General features: G+C 66.1%; 10 protein-coding genes. 4 read left to right on the forward strand and 6 right to left on the reverse strand.

Annotation, left to right across the window (positions count from 1 at the left end):
- The first annotated feature begins 42 nt into the window (after positions 1 to 42).
- The 3 genes from E5K00_RS11125 (at position 43) to E5K00_RS11135 (ending at position 1,977) form a co-directional block, all read left to right on the forward strand.
- A complete protein-coding gene (locus E5K00_RS11125) occupies positions 43 to 789 on the forward strand; it encodes an endonuclease III domain-containing protein (RefSeq protein WP_245328259.1) in 747 nt (248 codons plus the stop codon).
- Between the two features lie 28 nt (positions 790 to 817).
- Entirely contained in the window at positions 818 to 1,102 is a 285-nt protein-coding gene (locus E5K00_RS11130) for a DUF167 domain-containing protein (protein WP_135463291.1), read from the forward strand.
- Between the two features lie 80 nt (positions 1,103 to 1,182).
- Positions 1,183 to 1,977 carry a ZIP family metal transporter gene (locus tag E5K00_RS11135; protein WP_135463292.1) on the forward strand — a complete coding sequence of 265 codons (795 nt, stop codon included), beginning with the start codon at positions 1,183 to 1,185 and terminating at the stop codon, positions 1,975 to 1,977.
- Between the two features lie 93 nt (positions 1,978 to 2,070).
- On the opposite strand, the gene E5K00_RS11140 is transcribed toward E5K00_RS11135, so the two are convergent.
- The 6 genes from E5K00_RS11140 to E5K00_RS11165 all read right to left on the reverse strand — a co-directional run bounded on the left by E5K00_RS11140 (position 2,071) and on the right by E5K00_RS11165 (position 10,839).
- Entirely contained in the window at positions 2,071 to 3,450 is a 1,380-nt protein-coding gene (locus tag E5K00_RS11140) for an ammonium transporter (RefSeq protein WP_135463293.1), read from the reverse strand.
- Positions 3,451 to 3,750: 300 nt separating this feature from the next.
- Entirely contained in the window at positions 3,751 to 5,589 is a 1,839-nt protein-coding gene (locus E5K00_RS11145; RefSeq protein ID WP_135463294.1) for a polysaccharide deacetylase family protein, read from the reverse strand.
- A 197-nt stretch (positions 5,590 to 5,786) separates the two neighbouring features.
- A complete protein-coding gene (locus E5K00_RS11150) occupies positions 5,787 to 8,075 on the reverse strand; it encodes an NADP-dependent malic enzyme (protein ID WP_135463295.1) in 2,289 nt (762 codons plus the stop codon).
- Between the two features lie 102 nt (positions 8,076 to 8,177).
- Positions 8,178 to 8,594 (reverse strand): hypothetical protein, encoded by a 417-nt coding sequence (locus tag E5K00_RS11155; RefSeq protein WP_135463296.1) that lies wholly within the window; start codon positions 8,592 to 8,594, stop codon positions 8,178 to 8,180.
- 60 nt (positions 8,595 to 8,654) lie between these two features.
- Positions 8,655 to 9,848, reverse strand: coding sequence for a threonine synthase (locus tag E5K00_RS11160; protein ID WP_135463297.1), 1,194 nt, complete (start codon positions 9,846 to 9,848; stop codon positions 8,655 to 8,657).
- 85 nt (positions 9,849 to 9,933) lie between these two features.
- Positions 9,934 to 10,839 carry a LysR family transcriptional regulator gene (locus tag E5K00_RS11165; RefSeq protein ID WP_135463298.1) on the reverse strand — a complete coding sequence of 302 codons (906 nt, stop codon included), beginning with the start codon at positions 10,837 to 10,839 and terminating at the stop codon, positions 9,934 to 9,936.
- 254 nt (positions 10,840 to 11,093) lie between these two features.
- Here E5K00_RS11165 and E5K00_RS11170 point away from each other — a divergent pair, with 254 nt between their 5' ends.
- Positions 11,094 to 15,419, forward strand: a complete 4,326-nt coding sequence (locus E5K00_RS11170; RefSeq protein ID WP_135463299.1) for a DUF2339 domain-containing protein — start codon at positions 11,094 to 11,096, stop codon at positions 15,417 to 15,419.
- The last annotated feature ends 1 nt before the right edge of the window (position 15,420 follow it).

Below are 15,420 nucleotides of genomic sequence, written 5' to 3' on the forward strand. Positions count from 1 at the left end.
GCCCGCCAGCAACCCGTCCGGCGCGGGGGCGTAAGCCCGGGAGTGGAAACTACCGTCACCGTCTGCTCCGATTTTGCTTCCTGCCAGGCCCGGGCCTTGTGGGCCCATGCCCAGCTGTGCGCCGAATACGGCGCGCCCTTCCGCTTTTTCAGCACCAAGGATGCCCTCAGTGAGCTGATCAGCGCCCTGCTCTCCCACCGCACCCGCAACCAGGAGTCGCACAAAGCCTACCAGCAGCTGCGGGCCCGGTTTCCGACCTGGGAAGAGGTGCGCGACGCGCCCACGGCCGACGTGCAAGCGGCCATTAGCCCCTGCACCTGGCCCGAGCAGAAAGCCCCCCGGATTCAGGCCGTGCTGCGCGAAATCAGCGCGCGGTGCGGCGGCCCCTGCGACCTGACGTTTCTGGCCGACATGCCCGTGGCCGAAGCCCGCACCTGGCTGGAATCAATTTCGGGGGTGGGGCCCAAAACCAGCGCTGCGACCCTGCTGTTCAGCTCGTTGCGCATCCCGGCCATGCCCGTCGACAGCCACCACCACCGCGTGGCCCAGCGCCTGGGGCTCATCGGGCCCAAAGTGGGCGAAGGACCGGCCCACAAGCTGCTGGAAGCCCTGCTCCCGCCCGACTGGGACGCCCAGCAGGTGTACGACCACCACGAGGCCTTCATGTTCCACGGGCAGAAGTGCTGCTACTTCCACTCGCCGGCCTGTGGGCGGTGCGTGGTGCTCAGCCAGTGCCCCTACGGGCAAGCGCGGCTACACGGCGCGGCCACTCCGGGCGCGGCGAAGTAGTATCTTGGCGGCTTTCTTGTCCGTTGCCATGCCCGTTACCCTGCACCTGAAAGCCAAGCCCAATAGCCGCCAGAACCGCCTGGAAGTAGCCGCCGACGGCAGCATTACGGTGCGGCTGAAAGCGCCGGCCCACGACGGCAAAGCCAACGCCTGCCTGCTGGCGTATTTGGCCGAGGTGTTCGGGGTCAGCAAGTCCGGCGTGGCGCTGCTGACCGGGCACACGGCTCCCTTCAAGAAAGTGCAGGTGCTGGAGCTGGAAGACGCCGCCGTGCAGCAGACGCTGGCGCGGTACCGGGTGGAAGGTGGCGCTTAACTATAATGCGGCCCGGCAAGTATAAGGGCAGCACCGCCCCACTCGGGCGCGGCTCCGACCTTTCCTTAACACTACCACACATGGAATTTCCAACCTGGGCCGTTGCCGGCTTCTGGGGCCTGGTTTCGGGCTCGGCGCTGCTCGTCGGCGCGGCCATCGGCTACTACGCCCGCGTGCCCCAGCGCCTGATTGCCGCCGTTATGGCCTTTGGCAGCGGCGTGCTGATTTCGACCCTGTCGCTGGAGCTGATGGAGGACGCCTACGAGAAAGGCGGCCTCGACTCCACCGCCCTGGGCTTCGTGGGCGGCGCGGCGGCCTACACGCTGGCCAACTGGCTGCTGGCCCGCCAGGGCGCCAAGCACCGCAAACGCTCGGGCGAGCACCAGAAAGTGGAGCGCGCCAAAGTGCAGGCCGGCACCAAGCCCGCTACTGAGCCCGGCGACGACAACGGCCTGGCCCTGGCCATCGGGGCCCTGCTCGACGGGATTCCGGAAAGCATCGTCATTGGCCTGAGCTTGCTGGCGGGCGGCACCGTGAGCATGGTGGCCGTCATTGCCATTTTCCTGTCGAATTTGCCGGAAGGACTTTCCAGCGCGGCGGGCATGAAAAAGGCCGGGCGGCCGGCTCGCTACGTGTTTCTGCTCTGGACCGGCATTGCCCTGATTTCGGGTGTTTCGTCGCTGGCCGGCTACACCATTTTCAGCCATTTCTCGCAGGAAGTAGTGGCCGCCACCACGGCCGTAGCCGCCGGCGCGGTGCTGGCCATGATAGCCGACACGATGATTCCAGAGGCTTTCGAAGCCGCCCACAACTTCACTGGCCTGATAACGGTACTGGGCTTTCTGGCGGCTTTTTTCCTGAGTAAAATGGGCTGATTAGTCACCTTACCACAAACGCAACAGGGCCACCGGACAAGCGTTCCGGTGGCCCTGTTGCGTTGCAAAAGCCGTGACCGGCCGGCGGCGGCGCTAGACCCGCTCCCCTACCTGCTCTTTGCGGTAGGTTTGCTCAAACTCCTCGTCGATGTGATAAGTAGATTCTTCGTGCTGGCTTAAGTCGAGGCCCAGCTCTTCCTGGGCGGGCTTCACGCGCAGGCCGAAGAACAGGTCAGTGACTTTGAGCAGCAGCCAGGCCCCGCCGAAAGTGAAGGCAACGACGATGGCCAGGCCCAGCACGTGGTAGCCAAACGTGGTGGCCGAGCCGTGAATCAGGCCGACCTTATCGGCGAATACGCCCGTGAGCAGCATGCCCACGATGCCGCCCAGCCCGTGGCAGGGAAACACGTCGAGCGTGTCGTCGATGCTGGTGCGGCTGTTCTGCCAGTGCACGGCGGCCTGGCTGATGAGGGCCGCCAGCACCCCGATCAGCACGCTCTGGCCGTAGGTGACGTAGCCGGCGGCGGGCGTAATGGCTACCAGCCCGACTACCGCCCCGATGCAGGCGCCCATAGCCGTGGGCTTGCCGCCGCGCACCACCTCAATCAGCAGCCAGGCCACCAGGGCGGCGGCCGAGGCCATGTTGGTGTTCACGAAGGACAGAGCCGCCAGCTCGTTGGCCCCCAGGGCCGAGCCGGCATTGAACCCGAACCAGCCGAACCACAGCAGGCCCGTGCCCAGAATCACGTAGGGCACGTTGGGCGTGACGAAGGCCGTTTTGCGGCCGTGCACCGTGCGGGGCCCCAGCACCAGCGCGGCGGCCAGGGAAGCAATGCCGGCCGAAATATGCACCACCGTGCCCCCGGCAAAGTCGAGCACGCCCCACTGGCGCAGGAAGCCCTCGGGGTGCCAGGTCCAGTGGGCCAGCGGGCAGTAGATAAAGATGCAGAACAGCACCATAAAGGCCAGGTACGCCTTGAAGCGCACCCGCTCGGCGAAGGAGCCTGTAATCAGGGCCGGGGTGATGATGGCAAACTTGAGCTGAAAGGCAAAGAAGAGCACGAACGGAATATTCGGCGACAACACCGGGTGCGGGGCCGTGCCCACGTTGCGCAGCATGCCAAACGTGAAGGGGTTGCCGATCAGGCCGTGCCAGGAGTCGCCGTAGGCCAGGGAAAAGCCCACGAAGTACCACACCAGCGAAATGACGCCCAGCGCCACGAAGCTCTGCAGCATGGTGCTGATAACGTTTTTGGGGCGCACCATGCCGCCGTAAAAAAACGACAAGCCGGGCGTCATGATCAGCACGAAGGCCGTGGCCGTCAGCATCCAGGCCATGTCGGCCCCGTTGAGGCTGCCCGGCGTGGCCGCCGGGTGCGGCACTTCCACGAATGCGGCAATGGTACTAAGCAGAATAAGCCCGGCCAGCGTCAGCAGGCTATAACTGGGGCGAAGAGTCGAGGAGTGGCTCATACGAATGATTATTTTTATAACACTCTATTTTCGAAGGTCAATTTACATATTCAACTATATAAAACAGAAAAACCACCTCTATTTTTTAGGCCTTACATATAAAACTAACGGTTGTTATTGAAAATACACCCTGATTCTTAAACCTACCGCGCAACAACTACCAACCTGTAAATCGAACTGACCAAACAGCAACAAGCCCCGCTCCGGCAGCTTGCAAAGCGGCGCAGCGGGGCTTGATAATGGATCTGTACTAGATCTGCCTCAGGCAGGCTCGAAATTCCTACGAAAGAACCGGCCGACTTACTTTTTGCGCTTGAAGCGGTAGTAGCGCCGGTACCAGGGGGCCGTTTTTTTGAACAGGGAGCCGGGCGTTTCCTCGGGAAACATGTTGATGCGGAACACCTGAAACCGGTCGTCTTCCAGGTGCATGCCGCCCGTGTCGGTCGAGACGCCAAAGGCGAAGCCGGCGTCGCGCACCAGCTTTTTCAGGGCTTCGTTGCTGCTGCCGTAGGGGTAGGCAAACGACACGACTTCGGCGCCAAGCAGCTGCTCGAGCAGCTGCTTGCTCTCGGCAATTTCGCGGGCGGCCTGCTCCAGGGGCACCGTGGGCAGGTTGGCGTGCGTGAGCGTGTGGGCCCCGATTTCCCAGCCCGCCGCCACGAAGGCCCGCTTCTGCTCGGGGCTCATAATCTCGCAGCGCGGCTCGGCGGGGTCGGAGTCCACGTCCCAGAAGTTGTAGCGCACCTGCTCGTCGCCGAGCAGGTAGATGACGCCCCGGTAGCCGTAGTGCTGCATCAGGGGCAGCAGGTTGGTGTAATTGTCGGTGTAGCCGTCATCGAAGGTGAGGATGATGGGGCGGGCCGGAAACTCGCGCAGGTCCTTCTCGCCGTTGGCAAAGGCCAAGTAGTCGAGGAAGGTAATGGGCGTAAACGCCCGGCGGCGGAAGTACTCCAGGTGCTTTTCGAAATTGTCCCGGGTCACGAAGATGCGGTGCTTGGTATTCAGCGGCGCCGTCGGAATCTTGTGGTACATCAGGATGGGAATAAAGCCGGGCACGCGCTTTTTCATCACGGCGCCGCGGTACACGCTCAGCACCTGCGCGGCAATGGCGGCCAGGCTGTAGTCGCGCTGCACCCGGGCCTGCAGGGCGGCGCCCACCGGGTGCGGGGCGGCCAGAAACACGCGGGCATCTTCCAGCAGCTGGTCGTAGTCGACGGTGGTATCCTGGAGCAGGGCCGAGATGTCGCCGAAGTTGGAAGCGGCGGCTTCTTCGTAGCTGGCCTCCGTGACTACGCCCGCGTAGGTTGCCTCGCCCAGGGCCAGCACGCCCACGCCCGCGCCCAGCGCCTCGATGGCCACCCGCCCGGCCCCCACCACCAGGGCCGACTGCGCCAGCCAGCCGGGCACGTCGGGCGTGAAGCCCACGACTTCGACCCGCTCCTGAAACTGGGTTTGCAGGTGCTGCAAGGCAGTCTTGCCGGCGGCGGGCAGGTGTTGGAGCTCGGCCCCGACCAGGGCCACGCGCAAGGCCGGAAACTCGGCCAGCAGGGCCGGAAACACCCGCAGCAGCAGCTGGGCCGCCCGCTCGCCCTTGCCCCCGTTGAAGCGCCCGATAAACGACAGGCGCAGGGGTCGGGCCTGGGTGGCCAGCTCCGGGGGCTGGGCGGCAAAGTCTACGCCGTTGGGTAGCAGCACGATTTTTTCGGGCTGCATCTTCACCTCTTCCACCAGGTGGGTTTTCAGGTTGGCGCAAATGGCCACCACTTTGTCGCCGTAGATGTCGAACAGGCTGGTGGAGGCGTGCAGGTGCTGGCGGCCGTGCACCGTGGACACCAGCGGAATATCGGTGCCCTTCACGGCAAAATAAGCCACCCAGCTGGCCGCCCGGGAGTGGGCGTGCACCACCTCAATCTGGTGCTGGCGCAGCAGGCCGCGCAGCAGCAGAATGTTGCGCAGCCGCTGCCCGTGCCGCCGGTTGGTGATGGGCGCCTGCACACACAACGCCCCGGTGGGCAGCTGGGCCATATCCGACACCAGCACGACTTCGTGGCCCTGGGCGCGGTGGGCTTCGGCCAGATGCACGGCGTAGCTAACGGAGCCGGCAAAGAAATCGGCGGACAAAACGTGCAGGATGCGCATAGGACAAAAGACGGAGGTGGCGGCTCAAAGGTACGAAAGCCGCCGACCGACGATGCAGGGCCACGTGCGGCCCGCCGGGCCGGCCTCGGCGCGCCGACTGCCGCTGGCAGCGGCAAAGGCCATAACGAGCAAGCGCCCTGGCTGCCTGCTCAGGCGGCCAGGGCACTTGCCGGCGGCGACACGAGCAGGGCGGCGGACTACGCCTGCCCGCTCTGCTCCTGTTCCTGGGCTTCCACCACGGCAATGGCTACCATGTTCACAATCTCGCGCTCTGACGAGCCCAATTGCAGCACGTGCACCGGCTTGCGCAGCCCCAGCAGAATCGGGCCGATGGACTCGAAGCCGGCCGCCGAGCGGAGCAGGTTGTAGGCAATGTTGGCCGCCGAGAGGTTGGGAAAAATCAGCGTGTTGGCGCCTTCCTCCACCAGCTTGCTCAGCGGGTGGTTCTGGCGCAGCAGCTCGGTATCGAAGGCCAGGTGGGCCTGGATTTCGCCGTCGACCAGCATGTCGGGGTGCTTGTGCTGGAGTAGCTGCACGGCCCGCCGCATCTTGGCCGCGTCGGCGCCCTTGGCGCTGCCGAAGTTGGAGTAGGTAACCAGGGCAATGCGGGGCTTGATGTTGAACCGCTCCACGGCCCGGGCCGTCATTTCCGTGATTTCCACCAGCTCCTCGGCCGTGGGGTCGATGTTGACGGTGGTATCGGACAGGAACAGGGGCCCGCGCTTGGTGAGCAGAATGTACATGCCCGACACTTTGCGCACCCCGTCTTCGCGGCCGATTACCTGCAGGGCCGGCCGGATGGTGTCGGGGTATTTGCGCGTGAGGCCCGAAATCAGGGCGTCGGCCTCGCCGGTTTCCACCATCATGGCCCCGAAGTAGGAGCGGCGGGCCCGCATCAAATCCAGGGCCTCGGGGGCGCTGATGCCCTTGGCGTGGCGCTTTTCATAGAGGGCGTCGGCGAAGCGCTGCACCCGCGCGGCCTGCTCGGGCGTGCCGGGGTCGAGGATGGGCACGCCGGCCAGGTCGAGCTGGTGCTGGGCCAGCAGCGCCCGAATCACCTGCTCATTGCCCAGCAGAATGGGGTGGGCAATGCCTTCGTCCTTGACCTGCTGGGCAGCCTTGAGCACCTTCAGGTTTTCGGCGTCGGCAAACACCACGCGCTTGGGGCTGGTCTTGGCCTTGTCGAGAATCACGCGGGAAATGCGCGTGTCCTGCCCCAGGCGGCGGGCCAGCTGGCTTTCGTAAGCGGCCCAGTCGGTGATGGGGGCCTGGGCCACGCCCGACTCAATGGCGGCGCGGGCCACGGCCGGGGCCACGGTGGCCAGCAGGCGCGGGTCGACGGGCTTAGGAATGATGTACTCGCGGCCGAATTGCAGGTTGTCGGTGCCGTAGGCCATGTTTACCGCGTCGGGCACCGATTTCTTGGCCAGGGCGGCCAGGGCCCGCACGGCGGCCAGCTTCATGGCCTCGTTGATTTCGGTGGCGCGCACGTCGAGGGCCCCGCGGAAAATGTAGGGGAAGCCCAGCACGTTGTTGACCTGGTTGGGATAGTCGGAGCGGCCGGTGGCCATAATCAGGTCGGGGCGGGCGGCCACGGCTTCCTCGTAGCTGATTTCGGGCGTGGGGTTGGCCATGGCAAACACCACCGGGTTGTCGGCCATGCTGCGCACCATCTCCTGGCTGACCACGTTGCCCTTCGAGAGGCCCACGAACACGTCGGCGCCCACGAAGGCTTCGGCCAGGGTGTGCAGGTCGCGGGAGGTGGCAAAGGGCTGCTTGCGCGCGTCCAGATCGGGGCGGTCGGCCCGGATCACGCCTTTGCTGTCGCACATCACCACGTTGTCGGGCTGCGCGCCCAGGGCCAGGTAGAGCTTGGTGCAGGAAATGGCGGAAGCGCCGGCCCCATTCACCACGATGCGCACCTGGGCAATGTCTTTGCCCACCAGCTCCAGGGCGTTGAGCAGGGCGGCGGCCGAAATAATGGCCGTGCCGTGCTGGTCGTCGTGCATCACCGGAATGTTGAGCTCCTGCTTGAGGCGCTCCTCAATCTCGAAGCACTCGGGGGCCTTGATGTCTTCCAGGTTGATGCCGCCGAACGTAGGTTCGAGCAGCTTCACGGTGCGCACGAACTCGTCGACGTTCTTGGTATTAAGCTCCAGATCAAACACGTCGATGTCGGCGTAGATCTTGAACAGCAGCCCTTTGCCCTCCATCACCGGTTTGCTGGCGGCGGGCCCGATGTCGCCCAGACCCAGCACGGCCGTGCCATTGCTGATAACGGCCACCAGGTTGCCTTTGGCGGTGTACTTATACACGTCCTCGGGGTTGTCGGCAATGGCCAGGCAAGGCTCAGCCACGCCGGGCGAGTAGGCCAGCGACAGGTCGCGCTGGGTGCTGTAGGCCTTGGTGGGCACGACTTCGAGCTTGCCGGGGCGGCCCTGGGCGTGGTAGAGCAGGGCATCTTCGGGGCGGATTTTCTCTTGCATGGGGCAGCGGGTGATAAGCTGGCTCTGGCGCCAACAAGCCTGCAAGGTAAGGCGGGAAGGGCACACGACCCGCGCCGGGCAGCAAGGCAAGGAGCGCCCCGGCTACGGGGCCGCCAGCGGGGAAAAATCGGCGTAGGGGTCGGGGTGCTGCCAGCCGGGCCAGGCGGCCAGGGTACCGGCAAACAACATCCGGATGATGTCCTCGGGCTCCAGGTTGTGGGCCCACCAGCTCAGGGAAAGCTCGTAGCAATACCGCTGCTCCCCTACCGCGTAGCCCAGCAGCACGGTCCACTCGTCGCGGGCCAGCAGGGTGAGCTGTTCGGCGGGGGCGCGCCGAAACCACAGGCCCGGCAGCACGTCCGGCAGGCCCTGCTGCCGGCGCGCAGCCAACTGCCGGAGCTGCTCGGCCCAGGGAAACTCGGTGTAGATGGCCAGGGCTTCGGCTTCCGTGACGGGGCCCTGCGCCCGCGCTGTGCCGGGGGTACACTCAACGGGCTGCCAGCCCCAGGTTACGTCCATACCGCTTATCGTGCTTCGGCGGCAAGCTACGCAAAAGCGGCTACCCTGGGCCCGACTGGTTTAGTACTGGCCTTCCACGTTGTCGAGGTACTTCTGGCCCGAGCCGGTGTTGAGCAGCAGAATCTGCTCGTCGGGGCGCAGCCAGCCGGTGCCGAGCAGGTGGCGGGCCGCCATCCAGACGGCGGCGCCTTCGGGGGCCACGAACAGGCCTTCGAGGCGGCCCAGCTCCCGCATGCCTTCCACCATCTGCTCGTCGGTGATGCTCACGGCCGTGCCCCGCGACTCGCGCAGCACTTCCAGCATCAGGGCTTCCCCCAAGGGGCGCGGCACGGCCAGTCCGTTGGCAATGGTGGGTTTGCCGACGTAGTGGTGGGAGTTGGCCTGCCGGCCCGCGTAGGTTTCAATCAGGGGGCAGCAGTTGGCGGCCTGCACGGCCACCATGCGGGGCAGCCTGGCATCGGCGGGCAGCCAGCCCAGGGCTTTCATTTCCCGGAAGGCCTTCCAGATGCCAATCAGGCCGGTGCCGCCGCCGGCGGGGTAGAGAATCACGTCGGGCAGCTGCCAATTCAGCTGCTCGGCAATTTCGTAGCCCATGGTTTTCTTGCCCTCGATGCGGTAGGGCTCTTTCAGCGTCGACACGTCGAGCAGCTCGCCGCCAGCATTGGTGTGGCGCACCCAGGCCGCGCAGTCGTTGATCAGGCCGTCGATCAGCTCGACTTCGGCCCCGTACCAGTAGCACTCCTCGCGGAAGGCCTTGGGCGTGTGGCGGGGCATGGCCACCACGGCCCGCATGCCGGCCTTGGCGCAGTAGGCGGCCATAGCCACCCCCGCGTTGCCGGCCGTGGGCACGATGCAGCCTTCCACGCCCAGCTCCTTGGCCTTGGAAATAGCCATGCTCAGGCCCCGGGCCTTAAACGAGCCGGTCGGGTTCTGGCCTTCGTCCTTGAGCACCAACGAGTGCAGATCGTAGCGGCCGGCCAGGCGCGTCAGGTCCAGCAGCGGGGTGAATCCTTCGCCCAGGCTCACCCGGTTTTCGTCGTGGAGCAGGGGCAGCACTTCGCGGTAGCGCCACATCGAGCCCTCGGTGAGGCAGATGCTGGCCTTGCTCAGGGGCTCGTGCAGGTCGTAGGTGGCCAGCAGCGGCAGCTGGCAGCACTCCGACACCCGTTGCAGGGCAAAGGCCGAGTGGGGCTTGCCGCAGGCGGAGCATTCCAGCGCGTGAATACGGGAGGCAAGAGTGGAGCAGGTTTGCATGACGAACGAGGGCGGTAAGAACTGAGCTTTAGAACGGCAAATACCCCCGCCAGTATGCGGAAACAAAATAGGGATTCGGAATAGGCTATTCCCTTTTCGAATAGTGACGTTTCATAAACTGCACGAAATCCTTGTATGGCAGGTTGTTTTCGGTGCCCCGGCGCTGAATGAAGTTGAACTGCCGCCGCATGCTGAGCCCCTGAATCGGGACTTCCAGCAGCTCCCCCGACTCCAGTTCCTTGACTACCGCCTGCCGGGGCAGAAACGCCAGGCAGGTATCCACGCGCACGAAGTTTTTCAGGGCCTCGGTGCCGCCCAGGCGCACTTTCACCGGCAGGTCGGGCAGCTTGAGGTGGTGCTCGGCCAGGGCTTCCTCCAGCACGGCCAGCGTGCCCGAGCCCACCTCGCGCACGGCCAGCGGCACGTTGTGCAGGTCGTGTACCGTCAGGTTCTGGGTGTTCAGCGGGTTCTTGGCCGAGCAGACGGCAATAACGTCGTCGGTGAGAAACGGCGTGTAGGTCACGTTGCTGACCTTGTTGATGCCCTCGATGATGCCCAGGTCGATTTCGTGGTCGAGCAGGGCCTTGAGGATATTCTCGCTGTTGCGGTTTTTGAGCGTGAGCTGAATGTTGGGGTGCTTGTTCAGGTAGGCCGACAGCACCGGCGGCAGCACGTAGAGCGAAATGGTGGTGCTGGCCCCAATCATCATGCGCAGGCGCGGCGAGTAGTCGGCGCTGAGGGCCGTAAACTCCTGGTGCAGTTCGTGCTGCAGCTGCTTGGCCAGCAGCAGCTTCTGGTAGAGCAGCCGCCCGGCCGGGGTGAGCTTCACGGAGTTGCCCAGGCGCTCAAACAGGCCAATTTTGTACTCCTCCTCCAGGGCCTTCACGTGCTTGCTTACCGCCGACTGGCTGACGAACAGGTTCTGGCTGGCTTTGGTGAAGCTCAGCAGGCGGGCCACTTCCAGGAAGATTTCGTGCTTGTAGGAGAGCATAGAGGCTTGAAAATACGACAATCGGGCCGGGCCGTTTCCCGCCCCGCCCAACCCACACTACACCGGCGGCGGCCGGAAGCTGCGTCGTCGTTTCAGAAATTCGGCGCAAGGCGCTTGGCTCCCAAGCGAATAAATCAGTATGTTTCTGTCCCCAAAGTGCTGGCCCCCACGGCTGGCGCTCCTGCTATTCAGCTGGCCTGGCCAGCTGCCGCCGGCCGGTATGCCGCCGAGTTTTCTTGCAATAGCAGCAGCCTATGGATACCTGGGTAGTACTCCTGGTGACGGTCGTTCTCGGCCTGATCTACCACAGTTTCAAGGACCGCCTCAAGGGTCTGGAACAACGCACGCAGCGGCGCGAAGAAGAGCACAACGACCTGCTGCGGCTGGTGGAGGAGCTGCGCGAAGAAGTGCGGCAGCTGCGCACGGCCCCACCAACTCCGCCAGTGGCCGCCGCCCCACCGGCCCCAACCGTCAGGCCTGCCCCCATCGTTACGGCCCCGGTAGCTGCCGCGCCCGCGCCGCCGGTCGTAGCTTCTGCGGCGGCTCCCGTTGCGCCGGCGGCCCCGGCCCCACCACCGCCGCCCGTAGTGCCCCCCATAGCCGCGCCCGTCGCGCCCACGCCGCCGCGGCCGGTAGTAGTGCCGGCTCCCGTTCCCGCTTCTACTCCGCCCGCCGCCGTCCCAGCCCCGCCGGTAGTGCGTCCAACGCCCCAGCCGCAGCCCGAACCAGTGTTCATAGCCCCGCCGGCGCCGCCCCGCCTGGTGGTGCCCCCACCCCCACCCGTGCCCGCCGAGCCGACCTGGTGGGACCGGACCGAGCAGGTGCTGCTCGACAACTGGACGGGGATTCTGGGGGCCGTGGTGCTGGTTATCGGCGTGGGGTTCCTGGGCATCTATACCGCCTTGCAGGTCACGCCCCCGGTGCGCTTCGCCATGATTTGCGGGTTTGCCGCCGCCCTGCTCGCCCTCGATTATTTCCTGCGCACCAAGCCCTTTGCCGAGCGGCTGCACGTGTGGCTGCACAGCAGCGCGGCGGCCATTTTCCTGTTTGCCTGCGTGGGCGCCAGCAGCGTGCCGGGGCTGCAATGGGCCGCGCCGCCCCTGAGCTACCTGCTGCTCCTGGCCGGGGTGGCGGCCAACCTTTGGCTGGCCTGGCGGAGCAGCCGCGAGTCGGTGGCGACGCTGCACGGGGTGCTGAGCCTGGTAGCCCTGGCCGTTATTGCCCCCGACCTATTGACGCTGGGCACGGCGGCGGCCGTTACGGCCTTCTGCATTGCCATTACCTACCGGCAGCGCTGGAAATACCAGCTGCTGCTGAGCATCGTCAGCTTTTTCGTGTTTCACCAGTACTGGCATTTTCACCTGGCGGCTCCGCTGGCCGGCGGGGCGCGGCTGGTGGCAATGGCGCTGGTCATGCTGGTGGGCGTGGCGGCGGCCGTGGTGCAATACCGCAGCGTGTATGCCCGCACCCAGTTCGATGCCCTGCTGTTTGCGGCCCACGTGCTGAACTGGACCACCCTGGGCTTTAACCTGTACCAGTACAGCACCGGCTCCCCCTGGAAAACCATTCCGCTGGCCCTGGGCTCCGCGCTGACCTTTTTCGTGGCCCGCCGGGCGCGGCAGCTCGGCATTCAGTGGCTGTTCCAGACCGACACCATCATTTCCCTGATTCTGGCCCTGGCCACGGCTTTTTCCCTGCTGGGCTGGCACGCGTCGGGTACCGTGGTGGGGCTGTTCATGCTGCTGGAGTCGTTGCTGATTGCCTTTATCATGGCCCGGGAGCGGGAAACGCTGGTGTTTCAGGTGGCTTCGGCCGGGGCTCTGCTGGCCGGGGCGGGCCTGCTGCTGCTGGTGCTGACCCAGCTCACGAGCTACTCGCCTGCCGAGCTGCACCGCAATACCCTGCTTGTCTTGCTGGCCGCCAGCGCCGGAGCCGTCTACTTCCGCTTCGCCTACGCCCAACCTTTGCTGGCCGCCGAGGACGCAAGCACCGCTACCAACCGCGCCCTGCACCACGGTTTTGGGGGATTGGTCGGGGCCTTGTACCTGGGCGTGGCGGCCCTGCTGCTGCGGGCGCTGTTTGGGGTTAGTGCCCCGCCGGCGGGCCTGCTGGTGAGTGGAGCGGCGGCAGCGGCCGGCGCAGTTTTCGGCCTGGCCTGGTGGCTGCGCGGCGGGCTGGGCTGGTTTCGTACCCTGCACCTGGCAGCCGGCCAAGTGCTGCTGACGGTGGCCATCCTGGGGTTGCACAAGCTGGGGCTGGGCTGGACGGCCACGGCCACCATTCTCTACCTGGAAACGCTGCTGCTGGCCGGCCTGCTGGGCCGGGCTACCGAGGTGGCGGCTTTCCGGCTGGTGGTCGGTGGGGCGCTAGCGGCGGGCCTCTGGCTGCTGCTGGCCGGCGGGCTGCCCGGGCCACACCTGCCCCCGCAGCTGCTGCCCCGCCACGCGGCCTTGCTGGTGCTGGGCGGACTGGGCAGCACCATTTTTTTCCACCTCCTGAGCCGGCAGCTGTGGCTGGGCGCTCAGCGGCCTACTTCCCCGGACCGGAGCCTGCACCAGGGCGTCGGGGCGCTGGCGGGGGTGCTGTATCTGGGCGGGACGGCGGTGGCGTTGCGGGCGTTGTTTGGCCCTAGCTACCCGCCGGTGGCCCTGCTCATCGGGGGCCTGGTCGTAACGGCGGCTCTGCTCTTTGGCCTGAGTTATTGGCTGCGCGGCGGAGCCGAGTGGTTCCGGATTCTGCACCTGCTCCTGGGTCAGGTAGTGCTGGCTGGGGCCGTGCTGGGCCTGCACGAGGCCGGCCTGAGCTGGCCGCTGACCGTGGTGCTGCTCTACCTGGAAATGCTGCTGATGACCCTGACGCTGGCCCGGCGGCGCGAGTGGTGGGTGTACCGGGTGCAGCTCTACGCTACCCTGTTGCTGGCTACAAGCTTGCCCGTGCTGGTGTATGGCCTGGGCCATTTGAGCGCCGAACAGCGCGCCCTGCTCCTCACGCTGGCCGCCCTGGCCACGGTAGCCGCGCAGATCGTCGTCGGACGGCTGGCCGCGCCGGCCTACGATGCCCTGCCCTTCTCCTACGACCCCACCTACCGCCTCCGCCTGCTGGGGGCCATGCCCGGCTTGCTGCTGCTGGCCGCGGCCGGACTGATATACGAACACACCTGGGCGGCGTGGGCGGCCGTGGGCATTGGCGGCGGCTTGCTGCTGCTGCGCCGCTACGTGGCCGTGCCGGGCCTATGGACGGGCGTCGTGCTGGCCGCCACCGGCTACCACGTTTTGCAGTGGTACTACCTGCTCTTGGCTGGCGCGCCGCTCGGCACGGGGCAGGTATTGGCGTATTCACTGCCCCTGGTGCTGCTTTCGGCAATGGGGCTGGCGTATTCCAGCTGGGATGCCCGCCAGCGGCAGGTGCGCTGGCCCTGGCTGTATCTGCTGGGCCTGCACCTGACGGTAGTGGCCTGGACGGCGGCCGCGCCGCACTCCGAAGCCATAGCCGTGCTGCTCTGGCTGGTCCTGGTGGCAGTGGCAGCCGGCGCGGCGCAGTGGGTGCGCCGCCGTTTCACCACGCCCGAAGCCCTGGCCGCGCAGGGTTGCCCCGACCGGTTTCTGCTGCACGTGATGTACGCGGGGCTGGCCCTGGCCTTGTTCTGGCACTTCAGCCACCTGGTGTGGAGCTCCGAAATACTGTGGCGCCTGCCGGCCCGCCGTCTTACGGCCGCGGCGCTGGTGCTGGTGCTGGCCGGTCTGGCGGGGCGCACCGCCCCAACCGCTCCGCCGCTTTACCGCTCCTGGCAGCTGCTCCACCCCTATCTGCCCGAGCTAACCCTGGCCCTGCTGGGCTTCACGCTGTGGTGGGAAGTGCAGCTCACCTGGCAGGCGCTGCTCTGGCTGGGGCTGGCATTTGCACTTACCTTGGGCACAACCCGGCTGCCAGTTCACCTGCGGCGGCTGCAGCTCTACGGCGTGCTGTTTTTCTGGCTTTCCACGGTCTGGGTATGCTACGTGGCGCTTACCCGCCTGGCCCCCGGACAGCTGCTGAGCGTGCCGTGGCTGACCTCGGCCGGGGCCGTAGCGCTGCAGTTTGCCTACGCCGCCGTAGCCCTGCGCAACTTGGCCGCGCCCGAACCCGTCTACTGGCCGCCGGGCCTGGGCGGACTGGCGGCGCTGGGCCGCCTGAGCCCGCGCCAGCGGGTGGCGGCCCTGCTCTACCCGGCCTTTGTAGCCCTCACCGTGCTGCTGGTGCAGTCCTTCGACCGGTTGGTGCTTACGGTGCTGCTGATGCTGGAAGTGGTAGCGCTGTTCATAACCAGCCTGTTGCTGCGCCGCCAGGATTTTCGCTACGCCTCGCTCGTGGGCGTGGCCATCTGCCTGGTGCGGCTGGTGTTTTTCGACCTCAGTCAGCGCGGCACCATTACCCGGGCGGTGGTTTTTATCCTGATGGGCATGCTGCTGCTGGGCATGAATGCGCTGTATGCGCGCTTCAAAGACCGGTTTACCCCCATTCCCGACGCAGACGCCGACCCGGCCGCTGGTGGAGCCCCAGACACCGACGGAGAACTGCCAACCGTGGCCCCCCAGGAGTAAA

This window comes from Hymenobacter aquaticus, from assembly GCF_004765605.1.
GTDB classification, from domain to species: Bacteria; Bacteroidota; Bacteroidia; order Cytophagales; family Hymenobacteraceae; genus Hymenobacter; species Hymenobacter aquaticus.

Bases quoted from the DNA above. Each gene is read 5' to 3' on its own strand.
- E5K00_RS11150 (WP_135463295.1), bottom strand. From the start codon at position 8,075: ATGCAAGAGAAAATCCGCCCCGAAGATGCCCTGCTCTACCACGCCCAG.
- E5K00_RS11165 (WP_135463298.1), bottom strand. From the start codon at position 10,839: ATGCTCTCCTACAAGCACGAAATCTTCCTGGAAGTGGCCCGCCTGCTG.
- E5K00_RS11140 (WP_135463293.1), bottom strand. From the start codon at position 3,450: ATGAGCCACTCCTCGACTCTTCGCCCCAGTTATAGCCTGCTGACGCTG.
- E5K00_RS11130 (WP_135463291.1), top strand. From the start codon at position 818: ATGCCCGTTACCCTGCACCTGAAAGCCAAGCCCAATAGCCGCCAGAAC.
- E5K00_RS11155 (WP_135463296.1), bottom strand. From the start codon at position 8,594: ATGGACGTAACCTGGGGCTGGCAGCCCGTTGAGTGTACCCCCGGCACA.
- E5K00_RS11145 (WP_135463294.1), bottom strand. From the start codon at position 5,589: ATGCGCATCCTGCACGTTTTGTCCGCCGATTTCTTTGCCGGCTCCGTT.
- E5K00_RS11160 (WP_135463297.1), bottom strand. From the start codon at position 9,848: ATGCAAACCTGCTCCACTCTTGCCTCCCGTATTCACGCGCTGGAATGC.
- E5K00_RS11170 (WP_135463299.1), top strand. From the start codon at position 11,094: ATGGATACCTGGGTAGTACTCCTGGTGACGGTCGTTCTCGGCCTGATC.
- E5K00_RS11135 (WP_135463292.1), top strand. From the start codon at position 1,183: ATGGAATTTCCAACCTGGGCCGTTGCCGGCTTCTGGGGCCTGGTTTCG.